Below are 20,075 nucleotides of genomic sequence, written 5' to 3'. Positions count from 1 at the left end.
GTGCGTGTCTCTCGCCGTGCGTGTCTGACGTGTGGTGCGGCGTCCATCATGGCCCGTCCACGTCACCTCGCGGGAACGCGGCCCGTCAGCCAGTCGCCGATCCGGCGCAGCAGCGCGTCGTCCGCGGCGTTCTCCGCGTGGCCGAAACCGGGTTCGATCCACAGCTCCGCCCGGTCCCGCCCGGCCGCGTCGGCCAGCGAGAGCGGGTGGTCCAGCGGGAAGTAGCCGTCCCGGTCGCCGTGCACGATGAGCAGCGGGATGTCCGGGGCGATCAGCGGGACGGCCTCGACCGGGGAGAGCGGCACCGGGTCCCAGTCCGCCGCGCGGATGCGGGTCTTCAGGCCGAGCCGCGAGACCAGGCGGCCCGCCGGGCGCGTGATCGCCCAGTGCACGCGGCGCATGGGCGCGGTGCCGCGGTAGTACCAGCGGGCGGGCGAGCTGACGGAGACGACCGCGTCCACACGCGCCGGTGAATGCGCCGTCGTGCGCCCGTCACGCGCCGGGCGCACGACCCCCCGCCCGTCCACCCGCGCGTTCCGTCGTACGTCGCCACGTACGCCGTCCCCGCCTGCGTCGTTGCCGCGTACGTCATGGGGCCCCGCCGCCGAGCACACCGCCGCGTGCACCGTCTGTCCCGCCGCGTGCCGCAGGACCACGGAGCCGCCCATGGAGAAGCCGACGGTGGCCACCCGCCGGTAGCCGAGGCGGCGGGCCCAGGAGACGGCCGCGTCGAGGTCGAGCACTTCGAGATCGCCGACCGTGGACAGGCCGCCGGACCGCCCGTGGCCGCGGAAGGAGAAGGTCACGACACCGGCCGAACCGCCGAGGACACGGGCCGCCCTGCGCACCGCGGGCCGCTCCAGCGCACCGGTGAATCCATGGGCCACGACGATCGCCAATTCGCGCTCTTCGGCCATGGATTCGCGCACTTCGGCCGCCGATTCACCCCTCGAATCGGCGGCCGATTCACGGGTCGTTTCGACGCGCCGGACATCACCTGTCCGGTCCGCCGTATCGACCGCCGATTCCGTGTCCGCGGGCCGGTGTTCCGCCTCGATCCGTACGCCGTCGGCCGTCAGGAGCGTTCTCCGCCCAGCGGCATTACCGTCGCCGGAAGTGATCGGTGCTACACGGAAACGCTGGTCATCGGTCTCGGCAGGGCTGTCCATGTGGGCTATTCTTCCGTGCAAGAGGACCTGGGCAATGTCGCCCCCGGGTCCTTTCGTGCTTTCCGGCACGAGGTACGTCCTCGCAGGGACCGAGGAGGGTTCGGAAATGAGCAAGCGCACCGCGTGCGGAAACCGCGCACAGCCACGAGCACACCGACGAAACGTCCGGACGACCGACGGGAGCTGCCGGTGAGTTCTCTCCTGCTTCTGACCAATGCCCTCCAGCCCTCCACCGAAGTGCTGCCCGCGCTCGGGCTGCTGCTGCACAGCGTCCGCGTGGCGCCCGCCGAGGGCCCGGCCCTGGTGGACACCCCGGGCGCCGACGTGATCCTGATCGACGGCCGCCGCGATCTGCCGCAGGTGCGCAGCCTGTGTCAGCTCCTGCGCTCGACCGGGCCCGGCTGCCCGCTGATGCTGGTCGTCACCGAGGGCGGACTCGCCGCGGTGACCGCGGACTGGGGGATCGACGACGTGCTGCTGGACACCGCGGGTCCCGCCGAGGTGGAGGCCCGGCTGCGGCTGGCCATGGGCCGCCAGCAGATCACCACGGACGACAGCCCGATGGAGATCCGCAACGGCGACCTGTCGGTCGACGAGGCCACGTACAGCGCGAAGCTCAAGGGCCGGGTCCTGGACCTGACCTTCAAGGAGTTCGAGCTGCTGAAGTACCTGGCGCAGCACCCGGGCCGGGTCTTCACCCGCGCCCAGCTCCTCCAGGAGGTGTGGGGCTACGACTACTTCGGCGGCACCCGCACGGTGGACGTGCACGTACGGCGGCTGCGCGCCAAGCTCGGCGTGGAGCACGAGTCGCTGATCGGCACCGTCCGCAATGTCGGCTACCGCTTCGTGACCCCGGAGAAGGTCGAGCGGGCCGCCGAGGAGGCCGCCAGGAGCGAGGCCGCGCAGGGCCGCGGGCCGCAGCGTTCCGACGAGCCCGCGGACGTCCCCGTCGAGCGGCTGAAATCCGCCGAACAGACCGTATGACGAGCCATGTGACGACTGGATAGACACGCGTAGACTGCGCGACGTGCCCAAGGTGACGCGTGACGACGTGGCAAGGCTGGCGGGGACGTCCACCGCGGTCGTCAGCTACGTCATCAACAACGGACCCCGGCCGGTAGCCCCGGCCACCCGCGAGCGCGTGCTCGCGGCCATCAAGCAGCTCGGCTACCGCCCGGACCGTGTGGCCCAGGCGATGGCGAGCCGCCGTACCGACCTCATCGGCCTGATCGTGCCCGACGCGCGCCAGCCGTTCTTCGCGGAGATGGCGCACGCGGTGGAACAGGCCGCGTCGGACCGCGGGAAGATGGTGCTGGTCGGGAACTCCGACTACCTCGACGAACGCGAGGTGCACTACCTGCGGGCCTTCCTCGGCATGCGGGTCTCCGGGCTGATCCTGATCAGCCAGGGCCCCAGCGAGAACGCGGCGACCGAGATCGACGCCTGGGACGCGCGTGTGGTGCTGCTGCACGAGCGGCCCGAGGCGATCGACGACATCGCCGTGGTCACCGACGACATCGGCGGCGCGCAGCTCGCCACCCGCCACCTGCTGGAGCACGGGCACGCGTACGTGGCCTGCCTCGGCGGCATGGAGAAGACGCCGGTGATCGGCGACCCCGTCACCGACCACGTGGTCGGCTGGCAGCGGGCCATGCAGGAGGCGGGGCGGTCCACGGAGGGCCGCCTTTTCCAGGCCCCGTACAACCGGTACGACGCCTACGAGGTCGCGCTGGGCCTGCTGGCCGGGCCCGACCGGCCGCCGGCCATCTTCTGCGCCACCGACGACCAGGCGATCGGCGTGCTGCGCGCCGCGCGTGAGCTGCGGATCGACGTGCCGGAACAGCTCGCGGTCGCCGGGTTCGACGACGTGAAGGAGGCCGCGCTCGCCGATCCGCCGCTGACCACGGTCGCCTCCGACCGGCAGGCGATGGCCAGGGCGGCGGTGGACGCGGTGCTCGACGACTCGCTGCGAGTACCGGGCGCCCGGCGCGAGCGGCTGCGGCAGTTCCCCTCCCGGCTCGTGGTGCGGGGGTCGTGCGGCTGCCACGGGTAGCCGCGGGAGCCGGGGCGCACGGCCGCCGCGCGTAGCCGTACGGGCGGCGGTGTACGGGCGGTCGCGGGCGGGCCGCGGTGTACGGGCGGTCGCGGGCGGTCGGGACCGGGTGTTCCCGATCTTGTTTATATGGGGCATACCCACTTCTGCCGGGCTTCTCAGCGAGTGCTCAGGAAGCTCTCATCTTCCGGGCACAGAGTCATTGTCATGACCGAGAGCAGCCGCACCGGCGGCGAACACCAGAACCCGGACGAACCGCAGCTTCCGCTCTACTTCGGCGATGAGGCCCCCCAGGTCTCCGAGCCGGAGGCCCCGCAGTACCGCCAGGCCCCCGACTACGACGCCCCCTCCGCGACCGGCTTCCCGCCGCCGCCCCCGTACGACCCCGCCACGCCCGCCGTCGCCGGGGCGTCGCCCGCTCCCCGCCGCAAGGCCCGCAAGCCCGTCGCGCTGTTCGCCGCCGTCGCGCTCGCGGCCGGTGTGATCGGCGGCGGCGCGGGAGCCCTGATCGGCAACGCGACGCACGACAACGGCACGACGACGACGGCCAGTTCGGCGGTCAACGCGAGCGTCGTGAACGGCAGCGTCAGCAGCGTGGCCAAGGCGGTCAGCCCCAGCGTCGTCGAGATCAACGCGACGTCCGGCGCGGGCAAGTCCACCGGCGCCGGTGTCATCATCACCAGCGGCGGCGAGATCATCACCAACAACCACGTGGTCGCCGGATCGACCTCGGTGTCCGTGACGTACAGCAACGGCAAGACGGCCACCGCGACGGTGGTCGGCACCGACTCCGCCAAGGACCTCGCGCTGATCAAGGTGCGGGGTGCCAGCGGACTGCCCGCGGCCACGCTCGGCGACTCCTCGAACATCGCCGTCGGCGACTCGGTGGTGGCCATCGGCTCCCCCGAGGGCCTGACCGGCACCGTCACCAGCGGCATCGTGTCCTCGCTCAACCGCGACGTGACCGTGTCCACCGACGAGAACCAGGGCCAAGGCCAGGGCGGCCAGGGCAACGGCCAGTGGCCGTTCTCCTTCGGCGGCAACCAGTACAACGGCGACACCGGCAACTCCACCACCACGTACAAGGCGATCCAGACCGACGCCTCGCTCAACCCCGGCAACTCCGGCGGCGCCCTGATCAACATGAGCGGCCAGATCATCGGCATCAACTCCGCGATGTACTCGGACGCGTCGTCCTCGGGCAGCAGCTCCGGCAGCGTCGGCCTCGGCTTCGCGATCCCGATCAACACCGTGAAGTCCGACCTCGCGAGCCTGCGCGCGGGCGGCACCAGCGGCAGCGGCAGCGGCACGACCGACAACAACGGCAGCAGCAGCGGGAGCGGCAACGGCAACGGGAGCAGCAGCGGCGGTAACAGCAGCGGCGGCTTCGGCGGCTTCTGAGCCGACGGGACCGCGGGCACGCGGAACCGCTGAGGGGCCGCCCTCGCCTCTCCGCCCCTCCGCCTCACCGACCCTCCGCCTCACCGACCCTCCGCCTACCCAACCGTCCGTCCCCCCGCCCCTCCGGAAAGAACGGCACCACCCCGAACCACCCTGGGAGAACGCCATGAGCAGCAGCACCCTCACCGTCAGCGCCAACCGGCTGCGCCGCGCCCTCAGTGCCGCCGTCTCCTGGAGTCCGCACAACGCGGCCGTCGCCACCGGGCCCGCCGATCTCGACCTGCCGCTCGCCCACATCGCCGCCGGCGCGGCCCGCGACGCGGCGGCGGACCGGGCCGTCCGGCGGGAGTCGGCACCGCGCCCCGCCGAGGTCTCCGCCTCCGCGAAACCCGTGAGCCGCGCGCACCGCGGGACCGCACGACGCGGGACGCGCGCCGTGCGACGCTGAGAGAGTTCCGGCACCATTCCGATGTCCATCAGTGAGGTACCCGACACCATGAGCCCCGGCGACAGCGGCGAGGCCCCCGCCCGCATCCTGATCGTGGACGACGAGCCCGCCGTACGGGAGGCCCTGCGCCGCAGCCTCGCCTTCGAGGGGTACGACACCGCCCTGGCCGCGGACGGGCTCGCCGCCCTCGACCAGGCGGAGGCGTACCGCCCCGACGCGATCGTGCTCGACGTCCTCATGCCGCGCATGGACGGCCTCACCACGGCGCGCCGCCTGCGCGCCACCGGAGTGACCACCCCGATCCTCATGCTCACCGCGCGGGACACCGTCGGCGACCGCGTCACCGGCCTCGACGCGGGCGCCGACGACTACCTCGTCAAGCCCTTCGAGCTGGACGAGCTGCTGGCCCGGCTCAGAGCCCTGCTGCGGCGCAGTTCCTACGCCACCGTCGGCCACGAAGGCGACGGTGGCGGCCACGCGCTCACCTTCGCCGATCTGCGGATGGACACCACCACCCGCGAGGTCACCAGGGGCGGGCGCCCGGTCGAGCTGACCCGGACCGAGTACACCCTGCTGGAGCTCTTCCTCACCCACCCGCGCCAGGTCCTCACCCGCGAGCAGATCCTCAAGTCCGTCTGGGGCTTCGACTTCGAGCCCTCGTCCAACTCCCTCGACGTCTACGTCATGTACCTGCGGCGCAAGACCGAGGCGGGCGGCATGCGACGGCTCGTCCACACGGTACGAGGAGTGGGGTACGTCCTGCGCGCCCCGGACGGCGGCCACGCGTGAAGCGGCTCCCCCTGAGGTCCCGGCTCACCATCCTCACCGCGGCGGCGGTGGCCGTGGCGGTGGCGGTGGTGTCGCTGGTCTGCTGGCTGCTGGTGCGCGACCAGCTCATGAGCGAGCTGGACAAGTCGCTGCGCCAGCCGGACATCGTGCCGGTGCAGCAGATCTCGCGCACGCTCAACACCCAGGGCTGCCAGTCGAGCGTTCCGGCGATGAACAGCACGCAGGGCGCCAACGGCGGCTCCGTCGGCTTCATCACCACCAACACCCTGGCCCAGGTGGTGCTCTCCGACGGCACGCCCTGCTGGGTGCAGGGCCGTACGACCATCCCCGTCGGCCCCGCTGACCACGCGGTCGCGGACGGCCAGCGGCGCGACGCCCTCCACACGGTGACCGCGCCCAACGGCCAGAAGCTGCGCGTCTACACCTCACAGGCACGGATCAATCTCCAGCCGGCGGCGATTTCCGTGGCCCGGCCACTGAGCGATGTCGACCGCCCGCTGACCACCCTGGCCTGGGTCCTGCTGGCCGTCGCCGGGATCGGCGTGGTCGGCGCGGCGAGCGCGGGGCTGTGGATCGCGCGGACGGGGCTGCGGCCGGTGGACCGGCTGACCGAGACCGTCGAGCACATCGCCCGCACCGAGGATCTGAACGTCAACATCCCGGTGGAGGGCGAGGACGAGATCGCCCGGCTCAGCGCGTCGTTCAACGCGATGACGGCCGCGCTGGCGTCGTCGCGCGACCGGCAGCAGCAGCTCATCGCGGACGCGGGGCACGAACTGCGCACGCCGCTCACGTCGTTGCGGACCAACATCGAGCTGTTGGAGCGCAGTGAGGCCACCGGCCGGGCGATCCCGCCGGAGGACCGGAAGGCGCTGATGGCGTCGGTGAAGGCGCAGATGACCGAACTGGCCTCGCTGATCGGCGACTTGCAGGAGCTGTCCCGGCCGGACGCCGTACCGACCCTTGAGGTGGTGGCGCTGCACGAGAGCGCGGAGACGGCGCTGGAACGGGCGCGGCTGCGCGGGCCCGACCTGAAGATCAGCGCGGAGCTGGCGCCCTGGTATGTGCGGGCGGAGCCCGCCGCGTTGGAGCGGGCGATCGTCAATCTGCTGGACAACGCGGTGAAGTTCAGCCCGCCCGGCGGCGGGATCGAGGTGCGGCTGGCCGACGGGCAGCTCACCGTACGCGATCACGGGCCGGGCATCCCGGAGGACGAACTGCCGCATGTCTTCGAGCGGTTCTGGCGGTCGCCGTCGGCGCGGTCGCTGCCGGGCAGCGGGCTCGGGCTGTCGATCGTGGCGCGCACGGTGCAGCAGTCGGGCGGCGAGGTCGCGCTGACCCGGGCGCCGGGGGGCGGCACGCTCGCCGCCCTCCGGCTGCCGGGAGCGCCGACCGCGCCGCCCGAGGGGCCCGCCGTGTCGTCCGGCGGCTCCACCGTATTCGCCGGTTTCGACGAATGACCTTTCTCTGAGCCCTACTTGATGACGGTGACCCGGTCGGCGGCGGGCGGGGCGAGGGGCGCCGCGGCCGTGGAGTGGGCGGTCAGGTAGGTGGCGAAGGCGGCCAGGTCGTCGCCGCCGATCAGCAGGGACGTGCCCTGGGCGAGGACGGGGAAGCCGTCGCCGCCGCCGGTCAGGAAGTTGTTCATCGCGACGCGGTAGCTGGCGGCCGGGTCGATCGGGGCGCCGTTGAGCTTGACGGAGTCGGCGACGACGCGCGCCGCGCCGGACTTGGTCAGGTCGAGCGTGTAGGTGAGCCCGGCCGAGATCTGGAGGATCTTCGTCGCCGCCTCGTTCGGCCCGCTGACCTGCTGCTGGAGCGCGGTCACGAGCTGCGCGCCGGTCAGCGTCTCCAGGTTCACGGTGTTGCTGAACGGCTGTACGGCGAAGCCCTCGGCGTAGGTGACGACGCCGTCGCCCTCGCTGCCGGAGGCCGCGTAGACCAGGTCGGTGCGGATGCCGCCGGGGTTCATGAACGCGATCTGCGTGGTCGGGTCGAGGGTCTTGGCGTATTCGAGCTGCGCGTCGGCGATGAGGTCGCCCAGCGGCGTCTCGTTGGTGCCGGTGCGGGCGATGTCGCCGCTGATCCAGCCGACGGTGCGGTTGGCGATCGGGGCGGCCAGCGCGTTCCAGCGGGTGATCAGCGAGGTCATGTCGGCGGCCTTGGGCTGGACGCGGTCCACGACGTGGTTGCTGCCCTTGACCGAGGTGCGCACGATGTCGCCGGTGCGCTTGTCGACCTTCATGTCCAGCTCGGTGTAGAGCCGCCCGAAGGACGAGGCGCTGGTGACCAGCCGGGGCTTGCCCGCCGGGTCGGGGATGGTGCAGACGTACGCGTTGTGGGTGTGACCGGTGACCAGCGCGTCGACGTCCGGCGAGATCTTCTTCGCGATGTCCACGATCGGGCCGGAGATGCCGGTGCCGGGACCGCCGCTGTCGCAGTCGTAGTTGTAGCTGCCGGAGACCGGGAAGCCGCCCTCGTGGATCAGCGCGACGACCGACTTGACGCCCCGCTTGCGCAGTTCGGCCGTGTACTTGTTGACCGTCTCGGCCTCGTCGAGGAACTTCAGGCCCTTCACACCGGACGCGGTGACGATGTTCGGGGTGCCCTTGAGCGTGACGCCGATGAAGCCGACGCGGACGCCCTTGACGTTCTTGATCGTGTACGGGGCGAGCAGCGGGCGGCCGGTCTTCTCGTTGACGACGTTCGCCGACAGGATCGGGTAGTCGGCGCCCTTGAACTTCTTGCCCTTCTCGTAACAGCCCTCGACCGGGTGGCAGCCGCCGTTCTGGAGACGGAGCAGTTCGTCCTTGCCCTCGTCGAACTCGTGGTTGCCGACGCCGGTGACGTCGAGGCCGATCTTGTTCATCGCCTCGACGGTGGGCTCGTCGTGGAAGAGGCCGGACAGCAGCGGGCTCGCGCCGACCAGGTCACCGGCGGCGACGGTCAGCGAACGGTCGTGGCCCTTGCGGGCGTTGCGCAGGCTGGTCGCCAGGTACTCGACGCCACCGGCGTCGATGGTCTTGACGGTGCCGTCGGCCTGCTGCTCGGTGACGCGGCCGGAGGAGCCGGCCGGGGGCTCCAGATTGCCGTGGAAGTCGTTGATCGTCAGCAACTGGAGGTCGACCGTGTTGCCGGACTGCCCGTGGCCCGGCTTTCCGGGGTGGCCGGGCCGGTCGTGGCCGCCACCGTGCTGGGCGGGCCCGGCCGCGACAAGCGCGCCGACGGCCACGAGCCCGACGGCCGCGACGGAGATTCTGCGCGTCAGAGACATGGATCCCCTCGGATCAAGGACTGGCGTCGGCTGGGGTCAGCCGCCGCCAGCTGAAGTCAACAACTGGTCAAATACGGGTCACGCGGAGGGCAGCATAGAGTCAACGCGCGTAGCGCGGCAGGGGGGCGGGGGTTAAGACCCGGTTACCGCCCGGTGGGCCGGGATCGTCCGGGTGAGGTCCGGTGGCGCGATGTCGCCCTAGCGAGTCTCACGATGCGAAACGAACTGTCTCAAACTGCGGAGCAGCCGCCATAGTTGGATGCACCACCCACTCACCGAGGAGGTGCTTCCGACGTGCGTCGTTGGATCATGCTGGCGCTGGGAACGGCCGCGCAGACCGCGGCCTGCGCCTTCGTGTACGGGGTCCCGTATCTGGCCGACGAGCTGCGCGGCCAGCAGGGGCTGAGCCTCACGCGGGTCGGTTTCCTGGTGGCGTGCCCGACCGCGGGGCTGGTGCTCGCGCTCTACCTGTGGGGCGCGGCGGCCGACCGGTGGGGCGAGCGGGTGGTGATCGCGCTCGGCCTCGGCATCGCGGCCGGCGCCCTCGGCGGGGCCGCCTGGGCCGCGCACGGCATGGTCGCGCTCGGCGCGCTGCTGGTGCTGGCGGGCGCGTCCGGCGCCTCGGTCTACTCGGCCAGCGGACGCCTGGTGATGGGCTGGTTCTCCGCCGAGGAGCGCGGGCTGGCCATGGGCATCCGGCAGACCTCCACCCCGCTCGGCATGGGCGTGGCCGCCCTCGCCATGCCGCCGCTGGCCGCCGCGCACGGGCTGCGCGGCGCCTTCGGCTTCCTCGCCGCGATCTGCGCCGTCATCGCCGTGCTGATCGCGGTCTTCGCCGCCGACCCGGCGCGCGCCGAGGCCGCCGCGGCGGGCCCCGCGCCGAACCCGTACCGCGGCTCGCGGCTGCTGCCCCGCATCCACGGGTCGGCCGCGCTGCTGGTGATCCCGCAGTTCACCGCGGGGGCCTTCGCGCTGGTGCTGCTGGTCGACGTACGCGGCTGGTCGCCGGTGCACGCCGGGCAGCTCATCGCCGTCGCCCAAGGTCTGGGCGCGGTGTCCCGCATCCTGGTCGGCCGCTGGTCGGACCGGGTCGGCGACCGGCTGCGGCCGATGCGGCAGCTCGCCGTCCTGACCGCCGCCGTGGTGGCCGCCACCGCCGTGAGCACCGCCTTCCCCTCCCCGCTGACCCCCGTGCTGCTGGTCGCCGCCATCGCGATCACCTCAAGCACCAACGGCCTGTCCTTCACCTCCACCGCCGAGCACGCGGGCCCCGCCTGGTCGGGACGCGCCCTCGGGGTCCACAACACCGGCCAGAATCTGACCGCCGCCGTCGTCCCGCCGGTCATGGCCGCCGTCATCTCGGCCACCGCCTACTGGCCCGGCTTCGCCCTCGCCGCCGCCACGACCTGCGTCTCCGCCGTCCTCATCCCGATCCCCCGCCGCGCCGCCCCCGCCGACGCCGAGGGCGCCCGCCGTACGGTCTCGGCCTGACCGACGCTTTCGGCTCCGCGGGCACCCGCCGCCGCCGATGCCGGGGGCACCCGCCGTACGATCTCCGCATGACCGACGCGCGGATCGAGGCCCTGACAGAACTGCCCGCTGACACCGCCGAAGCGGTGCTCGGCCTGATCGGGGCGGCGACCGCCGCGGACGGGCAGCCCGCCGTCTCCGAGAGCGGACGGCTCCATGTGCGCGGCGGCGCGCGCGAGGGCGTACGGCACCTGCTGCTGTGGACGCCTGGACAGGACGGGGCCGGGGGGGCCGACGGGGCCGGGGCCGACCTCACCGGATACGCGCAGATCGACGGCTCGGACCCGGTCGAGGCGCCCTCCGCCGAACTCGTCGTCCACCCCGCGCGGCGCTCCCGCGGCCACGGCCGCACCCTGGCCGCGGCCCTTCTGGACGCCACCGGCAGGCGCGTACGCGTCTGGGCCCACGGCGGGCACCCCGCCGCCCGGCACCTCGCCGTCCAGCTCGGCCTCAAGCTCTTCCGCGAGCTGCGGCAGATGCGGCGGCCCCTGACCCCGGACGCCGCCGACCTCCCCGAGCCGCGGCTGCCCGACGGCATCACCGTCCGCACCTTCGTCCCCGGGCGCGACGACGCGGCGTGGCTCGCCGTCAACGCCGCCGCCTTCGCCCACCACCCCGAGCAGGGCTCCCTCACCCAGCGCGACCTCTCCGACCGCCTCGCCGAGCCCTGGTTCGACCCCGCCGGCTTCTTCCTCGCCTTCCGCGGCGAGGACCTCGTCGGCTTCCACTGGACCAAAGTCCACCCCGAAGGGCTCGGCGAGGTCTACGTCGTCGGCGTCCTCCCCGCCGAGCAGGGTTCCGGCCTCGGCCGCGCCCTCACCGCCGTCGGGCTCCGCCACCTCGCCCGTGACCGCCGCCTTCCCACCGCCCTGCTCTACGTCGACGCCGACAATCCCGCCGCCCTCTCCGTCTACGAACGCCTCGGCTTCACCACCCACGAGGTCGACCTCATGTACCGCACCGAAACCTAAGCCGCCCCCCCCCGCAGGGCCTGCCCTTCCGGGGGCGCGCCCCCAGTGCCTCCACCCCGCGCACGGCCTGCCTTCAGGGCGCGCCCCCCGTGCCTCCGCCTTGCGCAGGGCGTGTTTTTCAGGGGCGCGGGGAACTGCGCGACCAGCCCCCACCGGGCTGTCAGCCCGAAAACAACCGCATCTGCCCCGCTGGGGCCGGTTTCTCACCCGCGCCACCGCTCGGGCTGAGCGCGCAGTTCCCCGCGCCCCTAACTACACGGCGTGCCGCCTCGGCAGAAGAACCGCCCCGGGGCCGCGCCCCTGGAAAGATCGGCGCCCGGCAGAAGAACCGCCCCAGGGCGCGCCCCTGAAAAGATCGGCCCACCCCCCCCGGCAGGGGACCCGCGGGGCCGCGCCCGTGGAAAGGGGCTCACCTGCGCGAGGTGGAGGTGGAGGGGGCGGACCGGAGGGTTCGGACGGGGCGCGGGCCGAGATTCGAAGGCACCCCCGCTGGAAGCGTCCCGCTTGCCTGACGGCAACGCTCTCGTTACCGGCGATTCAACCTCGCTTGCGAGCATCGCAGGATGCAGCCCGCTGCCCCCGCACCCCCTCCCCCGCCCGACCTGCCGAAACCCTCGGGTACACGGGACAATGGACCGACGGCCCACGGTCGCCCCGAGCCGGCCGCAGGCCGCCCCGTGCCGGACCAGGAGGAGGGCTCGCATCCCATGGCCCAGACGAATCACCCCAGTTTTCCCGCCCAGCCCCAGCAGTCGTTGGCGTCCGGGACGTTCCGCCCCCGCGTCGTACCGAATCCGGACCCGGGATCGTCGAGCCTGGGCGAGGCGAGCGAGGAATTCGGTGAGGAATTGCCGCAGGGCCGCTTCCTGGACCGCGAACGCAGCTGGCTGGCGTTCAACGAGCGGGTGCTCGAGCTGGCCGAGGACCCGGCGACCCCGCTCCTCGAACGGGCTAACTTCCTGGCGATATTCGCCAGCAACCTGGACGAGTTCTTCATGGTCAGGGTCGCGGGCCTGAAGCGGCGTATCGCGACCGGTGTCGCGACCCGCTCGGCGTCCGGCGCCCAGCCGCGCGAGGTGCTGGACCTGATCCTGACCAGGTCGCGGGAGCTGATGGCCAGGCATGCGGCCTGCTTCCAGAACGACGTGGCGCCGCAGCTCGCGGACGAGGGCATCCACGTCATCCGCTGGCACGAGCTGACCGAGAAGGAGCAGGCGCGGCTGTTCACGCTGTTCCGGCAGCAGATCTTCCCGGTGCTGACCCCGCTGGCCGTCGACCCGGCGCACCCGTTCCCGTACATCTCGGGTCTGTCGCTGAATCTGGCGGTGGTGGTACGGAATCCGGTCTCGGGCAACGAGCACTTCGCGCGGGTGAAGGTGCCGCCGATCCTGTCGCGCTTCCTGGAGGCGGGCCCGCAGCGGTACGTGCCGCTGGAGGACGTGATCGCCGCGCACCTGGAGGAGCTGTTCCCCGGCATGGAGGTGCTCGACCACCACATGTTCCGGGTCACGCGCAACGAGGACCTGGAAGTGGAGGAGGACGACGGCGAGAATCTGCTCCAGGCGCTGGAGAAGGAACTCATGCGCCGCCGCTTCGGCCCGCCGGTCCGCCTGGAGGTCGAGGAGTCCATCGCCCCGCGCGTGCTCGACCTGCTGGTGCACGAGCTGAAGATGAAGCACAACGAGGTGTATCCGCTGCCGGGTCCGCTGGACCTGACCGGGCTGTTCGCCATCGCGGGCCTGGACCGCCCCGAGCTGAAATACCAGAAGTTCGTGGCGGGCACCCACCGCGACCTGGCGGAGGTCGAGTCCGCGTCGGCGCCCGACATCTTCGCGGCGCTGCGCCGCCGGGACGTGCTGCTGCACCACCCGTACGACTCCTTCTCCACCTCCGTGCAGGCGTTCCTCGACCAGGCCGCCGCCGACCCCGACGTCCTGGCGATCAAGCAGACGCTGTACCGGACGTCGGGCGACTCGCCGATCGTGGACGCGCTGATCGACGCGGCCGAGGCGGGCAAGCAGGTGCTGGTGCTGGTCGAGCTGAAGGCGCGCTTCGACGAGCAGGCCAACATCAAGTGGGCGCGCAAGCTGGAGGAGGCGGGCTGCCATGTCGTGTACGGCCTGGTCGGCCTCAAGACGCACTGCAAGCTGTCGCTGGTGGTCCGCCAGGAGGACGACACCCTGCGCCGCTACAGCCACGTCGGCACCGGCAACTACCACCCGAAGACGGCCCGGCTGTACGAGGACCTCGGTCTGCTGACGGCCGACCCGCAGGTGGGCGCGGATCTGTCGCACCTGTTCAACCGGCTGTCCGGCTACTCGCGCCGCGAGGTCTACAACCGGCTGCTGGTCGCGCCGCGCAGTCTGCGCGACGGCCTGATCTCCCGGATCATGGAGGAGATCGCGCACCAGCGCGCCGGGCGTCCGGCGTATGTCCGGCTGAAGGTGAACTCGATCGTCGACGAGCAGATCATCGACGCGCTCTACCGCGCCTCGCAGGCCGGGGTCCCGGTGGACATCTGGGTGCGCGGGATCTGCGCGGTACGGCCGGGCGTCGCCGGTCTGTCCGAGAACATCAAGGTCCGCAGCGTGCTCGGACGCTTCCTCGAACACTCGCGGGTGTTCGCGTTCGGCAACGGCGGCGAGACCGAAGTCTGGTTCGGCAGCGCCGACATGATGCACCGTAACCTCGACCGCCGCATCGAGGCGCTGGTCAGGGTCGCCGACCCGACCCACCGCGCCACCCTCAACCGCCTGCTGGAGGACGGGATGTCGGACACGACCTCCTCCTGGCACCTGGCGGCGGACGGTAATTGGACCCGGCACAGCACCGACCCGGACGGGAAGCCGCTGCGCAATGTCCAGGAGATGCTCATCGACGCCCGGAGGCGCCGGCGTGGCCCAGCAGCAGCTACCTGACAGCCCCCCGCTGACCCCCGCGGGGAGCGGCGACCCGGGCCCACCGGCCGCCGCCCCCGCACCGGGCGGCACGACGGGGACACGTACGACGCAAGCGCGTACACCGCAGTCGCGGACGGCCGCGGCGCCCACGGCCGACGCGGGCCCGGCGCCCGCGGGCCCGCCCGGCGGTACGGCGGGCGGCACCCTCGCGCGCTATCTGCACGACCAGGCCACCGCCTTCCTGCGGGCCCTGAGCCTGCGGGGCGAGCACGAGGGCGACGCCGACGAACTGCTGCGGGCCAGCGCCCGGCGGATCGGCGGGGTCCTGCACATCTACGCGCCGCTGACCGACCCGGTGTGGGCCGAGTCGCTCCGCGCCGAACTGGGCTGGCTGGCCACCACCTTGGCCCGCGAGCCGCAGTACACCGCCCGGCTGGCGCGGCTGCTGGAGGCGCTGCGGCGGCTGTCGGCCGCCGCGGACCCGGACCCGGACGCCGGCGGCAAGGCCCCCGCGGACACCGGCGACGTCCAGGGGCCGCCCGCGCCCGCGGTCCCGCCGCCCCCGGCCGGGAGCGGTCCGCTGGCGCTGGGCGCCGCGCGCGCCGGGGCGCTCCTGGAGCGGCAGCTCACCCTGGCCCGTACCCGGGCGCACTCGGCGACGCTCCAGGCGATGGGCTCCTCGCGTTTCCACGCGCTCGCGGACAACATCGCCGTCCTGGCCTCCGAGGTGCCGCTGACCGCGGCGGCCGAGGGACCGGCCGCGACCGTACTGCCGCCGCTCGCCGCGCAGGCCGACCGGCGGCTGGCCGACGCGGCGGGCGCGCTGCCGCTGCTGCGCGCGGCGCACCCGTACAACGCGGAGGCCGTCCAGGCGGCGCTCGGCACCGAGCTGACGGCCGACCTCCAGGACTCCCCCTGGCACCAGGTGCGGGTGCTGCTGCGGCTGAGCCGTTACGCGGCCGAGGTCTGCCGGGGCATCGACCCGGACGGCGAGGCGGCGGCGCAGCGGCTGGCCGAGGCGGCCGTGCTGCTGGCCAGGCACCGCAAGGCGGCCGAGTGCGCGGCGGCCGTCGCGGCGGCGGCCCGCACCCCGCGCATAGCTCCGGCGACCGCGTACGCGCTGGGCGTGCTCCACGCCGACCAGCGGCACGAGGTGGAAGCCGCGCGCTTCGCCTTCTCGCGGCTGTGGCAGCCGGGCTCCGGCGCCTCTCGGCCCGGTCCGCCCGGTCCCGCAGCGAGTGCCGCGCCGGGGTCCGCACCGGGACCCGTACCGGGCCCTGGGCCGAATTCCGTACCGGGGGCGCGCACGGAATGAAACGCGCGGGCGACAAGAGCGGAACGACCGTACGGGCGGCGGGCGTCGTGCTGTGGCGCGTCTCGCCGTACCACGGCGGGATCGAACTGGCGCTGGTGCACCGGCCGCGTTACGACGACTGGAGCCTGCCGAAGGGCAAGCTGAAGCGCGGCGAGGAGTTCCCTGCCGCCGCGCTGCGCGAGACCCGTGAGGAGACCGGCCTGGGCTGCTCACTCGGCGCCCCGCTGCCGACGTCGCGCTATCTGGTGGACGGCCGCCCCAAGGAGGTCCGCTACTGGGCGGCCGAGGCGTGGGAGGGCTCCTTCGTCCCCAACGACGAGGTGGACCGGATGATCTGGCTGCCGCCCTCCGCTGCCCGCCGCAGGCTCACCCACGACCGCGACCGGCCCCTCGTGGACGCGCTGCTGCACGCGCTGGCGGGCTGACGGCGGTCGGCGGAGCGGTCCCACAGCGGGCTCACCGGGCCGCCCGTACCGGCTCGCGGGGCCCGAGCGGGGGCACGAGCGGACGCCCGAGCGGGTGGACGGCCGGTGAACCGGCGTACCACCGCGTGCCGATCGGCCCGCCCGGCGGCCGTAACCGGCCCGTGTCACCCCCGTGACCTGCCCGTGTTCCTTTGTGACACAACGACAGCCCCGGATACCACTTCGTCACCACGGCGCGCGTAACGCGCGTAGCGGCACCACCCTGATAGACGAGGTTCACCTGGCGTTCACTCCCTTCCGTCGGTCGCTTCACTTCATCTGCCTAATTTCGGGCTTACCGGTGAGCATCACGCGACGCCGGGTGGATGCAGAACCCATAACCCTCTGCTTCGCCGTCCACCGGCGGGCTTTTGGAAGGAACACACGAAGGTGAAGCTTCAGCGTAAGAACGGGCTGCGGGCCCTGACCGTCGGCGCGGTCGCGATTACCGGCGCGCTGGTCCTGAGCGCCTGTGGTTCGGACAACAACAACGACTCCACGTCCACGCCCAGCGGCAGCGCCTCGGCCAGCTCGTCCGACAGCAGCGCCAACGCGAGCGGCATCGCCTGTGAGAAGGGCCAGATCCTGGCCTCCGGCTCCAGTGCCCAGCAGAACGCGATCGAGTCGTGGGTCAAGGACTACCAGCAGGCCTGCTCGGGCGCGACGATCAACTACAAGACCTCGTCCTCCGGTGAGGGCATCGTCGACTTCAACCAGGGCACGGACGCCTTCGCGGGCTCCGACTCCCCGCTGAAGCCCGAAGAGGTCACCGCCTCGAAGAAGGTCTGCACCAACGGCCAGGGCATCAGCATCCCGATGGTCGGCGGCCCGATCGCCGTCGGTTACAACCTCTCCGGTGTGAGCAACCTGGTTCTGGACGCGCCCACCCTGGCGAAGATCTTCAACTCGAAGATCACCAACTGGAACGACGAAGCGATCAAGAAGCTCAACCCGGGTGTCACCCTGCCGAGCTCCAAGATCCAGACCGTGCACCGCCAGGACGAGTCCGGCACCACGGACAACCTGACCAAGTACCTGAAGGGCGCCGCTCCGGCCGACTGGCCGTACGAGCACGCGAAGGCGTGGATGGGCAAGGGCGGCCAGGCCGCCGCGAAGTCCGCCGGTGTCGCCGCGCTGGTCAAGCAGACCGAGGGCTCCATCGGTTACTTCGAGCTGTCCTACGCGACCGCCAGCACCATCCCGACGGTGAAGATCAACACCGGTGCCTCCGCGCCGGTCGAGGCCACCTCGCAGAACGCGTCGGCCGGTATCGCCTCCGCCAAGGTCGTCGGCACCGGTTCCGACCTGTCCCTGGACCTGGGCGCCGCGTACACCACCAAGGCGGACAACGCCTACCCGATCGTCCTGGTGACGTACGAGATCGCCTGCGACAAGGGCAACAAGGCCGACACCCTGCCGCTCACCAAGTCCTTCCTGACCTACATCGCCAGCGACGCCGGTCAGGCGAAGCTCTCGGCGGCCGGCTACGCCCCGCTGCCGACCGAGATCGCCACGAAGGTCCGCTCCACCATCACCGCCCTGTCCTAGTCGAGTCGGCGGGCCCCGCGGTCCTGGCGACCGCGGGGCCCGCCGTACATCCGGTGCACCGCCGCCGGGGGACCGAACGTCCCCCACCCAGACCGGAGAAATCCCTATGACCACCACCGCCCCTCCCCCTACCGCGCCACCGGTGGAGACGAAGACCGTCACCCGGCCCGGCGACCGGATCTTCGCGGGACTCTCCCGCGGGTCCGGCATCTTCCTCCTCGTCGTGATGGCGGCCATCGCCATCTTCCTGACGGTCCGCTCGGTGAGCGCGATCTCCAAGGACCACGGCAACTTCCTGACCACCTTCGAGTGGAACGCCAGCCTCAACCCGCCGGTGTTCGGCATCGCCGTACTGGCCTACGGCACGGTCGTCAGCTCGGTCATCGCGATGGTCATCGCGGTCCCGATCGCCGTCGGCATCGCCCTGTTCGTCACGCACTACGCACCGCGCCGCCTGGGCGGTCCGATCGCCTACGTGATCGACCTGCTCGCCGCGGTGCCCAGCATCATCTACGGCCTGTGGGGCGCGCTCTTCCTGGTGCCGCACCTCAAGGGCCTCAACCTCTGGCTGGACAAGTACTTCGGCTGGACCGTCATCTTCGAGAAGCAGGACCCGAACTCGGCCGCCCGGTCGCTGTTCACCGTCGGCATCCTGCTGGCGATCATGATCCTGCCGATCATCACCAACGTCAGCCGCGAAGTGATCCGCCAGGTGCCCAAGATGCACGAGGAGGCGGCGCTCGCGCTCGGCGCGACCCGCTGGGAAGTCATCCGCCTGTCGGTGCTGCCCTTCGCGCGCTCCGGCATCATCAGCGCCTCGATGCTGGGCCTGGGCCGCGCGCTCGGCGAGACCATGGCGGTGGCCACCGTGCTGTCCGCCTCGCCGCAACTGTCCGCGCACATCCTGGACCCGCTCGGCGGCACCTTCTCGCAGAACATCGTCGCCAAGTTCGGTGAGGCCGACGAGTTCGGCCGCGACGCGCTGATCGCCTCCGGCCTGGTGCTCTTCTTCATCACCCTGCTGGTCAACGGCGCGGCCCGACTGATCATCGCCCGCCGCAAGGAGTACTCGGGGGCCAACGCATGAGCGACCTGATCGTGGACGACAAGCCGCCGGCCCCGGCGGAGGCTCCCGCCACGCCGCCGCTGGCCTCCCGTCAGCTCCCCAAGTGGGCTCCGCTGGCCATCGCGGCCGGAGCCGTCGTCGTCGCCGGAGCGATCGGCGCGGGCTTCGGGCTCGACAGCAAGATCCAGTGGGGCCTGATCGCGCTGCTCCTCTTCGTCGCCGGTTCGTACGTCATCACCGCGCAGGTCGAGGGGCGCCGCCAGGCCAAGGACCGGGTGGCCACCAGCCTCGTCTGGTCCAGCTTCATCCTGGCCGTCATCCCGCTCTACTCGCTGGTCGAGACGACGATCAGCAAGGGCGTCAAGGTCCTCGACGTCAACTTCCTGACGCACTCGATGAACAACGTGCTGACCATCCAGCCCGGCGGCGGCGTCTACCACGCCATCATCGGCACCCTGGAGCAGGTCGGCATCGCCGCGGTCATCGCCGCGCCGCTGGGCATACTCACCGCGATCTACCTGGTCGAGTACGGCAAGGGCGCGCTCGCGAAGTGGGTCACCTTCTTCGTCGACGTCATGACCGGCATCCCGTCGATCGTGGCCGGTCTGTTCATCCTCTCGATGTGGTTCGTGCTGATCGGCAAGGCCCCCGCGACCGGTTTCGCCGGCTCGCTGGCCCTGGCCATCCTGATGATGCCGATCGTCGTCCGCTCCACCGAGGAAATGCTCAAGCTCATCCCGAACGAGCTGCGCGAGGCCTCCCTCGCCCTGGGCGTCCCGAAGTGGCGCACCATCGTCAAGGTCGTCATCCCCACCGCGATCGGCGGCATCACCACCGGCGTCATGCTCGCCATCGCCCGCATCGCGGGCGAGAGCGCGCCGATCGCCCTGCTGGTGTTCGGCAGCAACCTGATCAACACGGACCCCTTCAAGGACCCGCAGTCGTCGCTGCCGTTCTTCATCTACCAGCAGTACGGCAACGGCAACGAGCCGAGCTACGACCGCGCGTGGGCCGCGGCTCTGGTGCTCATCGCCTTCGTGATGATCCTCAACCTGGTGGCCCGCGGCATCGCCCGCTGGAAGGCCCCGAAGCATCGATGAGCGGCTCCGCCGCGTGGCAGGTCGCTGACGCGGCCGACATCAGACGA

At 72.0% G+C, this 20,075-nt stretch carries 16 protein-coding genes; 14 read left to right on the top strand and 2 right to left on the bottom strand.

Features of this window, described 5'->3' with window-relative positions; genetic code table 11:
* Nucleotides 1-62 precede the first annotated feature (62 nt).
* Nucleotides 63-917 carry an alpha/beta fold hydrolase gene (locus tag ABZX65_RS20985; RefSeq protein ID WP_355341899.1) on the bottom strand — a complete coding sequence of 285 codons (855 nt, stop codon included), beginning with the start codon at nt 915-917 and terminating at the stop codon, nt 63-65.
* A gap of 441 nt (nt 918-1,358) precedes the next feature.
* On the opposite strand from ABZX65_RS20985, the gene ABZX65_RS20980 reads away from it, so the two are divergent.
* From ABZX65_RS20980 to ABZX65_RS20955, 6 genes are all read left to right on the top strand, one after another.
* Nucleotides 1,359-2,153 (top strand): response regulator transcription factor, encoded by a 795-nt coding sequence (locus ABZX65_RS20980; RefSeq protein ID WP_355341896.1) that lies wholly within the window; start codon nt 1,359-1,361, stop codon nt 2,151-2,153.
* 43 nt (nt 2,154-2,196) lie between these two features.
* Entirely contained in the window at nt 2,197-3,222 is a 1,026-nt protein-coding gene (locus ABZX65_RS20975; protein WP_355341893.1) for a LacI family DNA-binding transcriptional regulator, read from the top strand.
* A 207-nt stretch (nt 3,223-3,429) separates the two neighbouring features.
* The gene (locus ABZX65_RS20970; RefSeq protein ID WP_355341890.1) at nt 3,430-4,623 is read left to right on the top strand and encodes a trypsin-like peptidase domain-containing protein; all 1,194 of its coding nucleotides are present in this window, start codon (nt 3,430-3,432) and stop codon (nt 4,621-4,623) included.
* 166 nt (nt 4,624-4,789) lie between these two features.
* On the top strand, nt 4,790-5,071 hold the full coding sequence (locus ABZX65_RS20965; RefSeq protein ID WP_355341887.1) for a hypothetical protein: 282 nt from the start codon (nt 4,790-4,792) through the stop codon (nt 5,069-5,071).
* 48 nt (nt 5,072-5,119) lie between these two features.
* Nucleotides 5,120-5,860 (top strand): response regulator transcription factor, encoded by a 741-nt coding sequence (locus ABZX65_RS20960; RefSeq protein ID WP_355342328.1) that lies wholly within the window; start codon nt 5,120-5,122, stop codon nt 5,858-5,860.
* Nucleotides 5,857-7,320 (top strand): HAMP domain-containing sensor histidine kinase, encoded by a 1,464-nt coding sequence (locus tag ABZX65_RS20955; protein ID WP_355341884.1) that lies wholly within the window; start codon nt 5,857-5,859, stop codon nt 7,318-7,320. The genes ABZX65_RS20960 and ABZX65_RS20955 overlap by 4 nt, the downstream gene beginning before the upstream one ends.
* A 14-nt stretch (nt 7,321-7,334) precedes the next feature.
* On the opposite strand, the gene ABZX65_RS20950 is transcribed toward ABZX65_RS20955, so the two are convergent.
* Entirely contained in the window at nt 7,335-9,134 is a 1,800-nt protein-coding gene (locus ABZX65_RS20950; RefSeq protein WP_355341881.1) for a bifunctional metallophosphatase/5'-nucleotidase, read from the bottom strand.
* A 294-nt stretch (nt 9,135-9,428) separates the two neighbouring features.
* Here ABZX65_RS20950 and ABZX65_RS20945 point away from each other — a divergent pair, with 294 nt between their 5' ends.
* The 8 genes from ABZX65_RS20945 (at nt 9,429) to pstA (ending at nt 20,028) form a co-directional block, all read left to right on the top strand.
* Nucleotides 9,429-10,625, top strand: coding sequence for an MFS transporter (locus tag ABZX65_RS20945; protein WP_355341878.1), 1,197 nt, complete (start codon nt 9,429-9,431; stop codon nt 10,623-10,625).
* Between the two features lie 68 nt (nt 10,626-10,693).
* A complete protein-coding gene (gene mshD / locus ABZX65_RS20940; RefSeq protein WP_355341875.1) occupies nt 10,694-11,635 on the top strand; it encodes a mycothiol synthase in 942 nt (313 codons plus the stop codon).
* A 707-nt stretch (nt 11,636-12,342) separates the two neighbouring features.
* A complete protein-coding gene (locus tag ABZX65_RS20935) occupies nt 12,343-14,553 on the top strand; it encodes an RNA degradosome polyphosphate kinase (RefSeq protein ID WP_355341872.1) in 2,211 nt (736 codons plus the stop codon).
* The gene (locus tag ABZX65_RS20930) at nt 14,531-15,850 is read left to right on the top strand and encodes a CHAD domain-containing protein (RefSeq protein ID WP_355341869.1); all 1,320 of its coding nucleotides are present in this window, start codon (nt 14,531-14,533) and stop codon (nt 15,848-15,850) included. Before ABZX65_RS20935 ends, ABZX65_RS20930 begins: the two co-directional genes overlap by 23 nt.
* A complete protein-coding gene (locus ABZX65_RS20925) occupies nt 15,847-16,275 on the top strand; it encodes an NUDIX hydrolase (protein ID WP_355341866.1) in 429 nt (142 codons plus the stop codon). The genes ABZX65_RS20930 and ABZX65_RS20925 overlap by 4 nt, the downstream gene beginning before the upstream one ends.
* Nucleotides 16,276-16,704: 429 nt before the next feature.
* On the top strand, nt 16,705-17,862 hold the full coding sequence (gene pstS, locus ABZX65_RS20920; RefSeq protein WP_355341863.1) for a phosphate ABC transporter substrate-binding protein PstS: 1,158 nt from the start codon (nt 16,705-16,707) through the stop codon (nt 17,860-17,862).
* 106 nt (nt 17,863-17,968) lie between these two features.
* On the top strand, nt 17,969-18,949 hold the full coding sequence (gene pstC / locus ABZX65_RS20915) for a phosphate ABC transporter permease subunit PstC (RefSeq protein WP_355341860.1): 981 nt from the start codon (nt 17,969-17,971) through the stop codon (nt 18,947-18,949).
* On the top strand, nt 18,946-20,028 hold the full coding sequence (pstA, locus tag ABZX65_RS20910; protein WP_355341857.1) for a phosphate ABC transporter permease PstA: 1,083 nt from the start codon (nt 18,946-18,948) through the stop codon (nt 20,026-20,028). The genes pstC and pstA overlap by 4 nt, the downstream gene beginning before the upstream one ends.
* Nucleotides 20,029-20,075: the final 47 nt, after the last annotated feature.

The organism is Streptomyces sp. NPDC003300, from assembly GCF_040610915.1.
Taxonomy (GTDB): domain Bacteria; phylum Actinomycetota; class Actinomycetes; order Streptomycetales; family Streptomycetaceae; genus Actinacidiphila.
The sequence above is the reverse complement of the archived record's forward strand: the minus strand, read 5'-3'. Positions and strand labels throughout refer to the sequence as shown.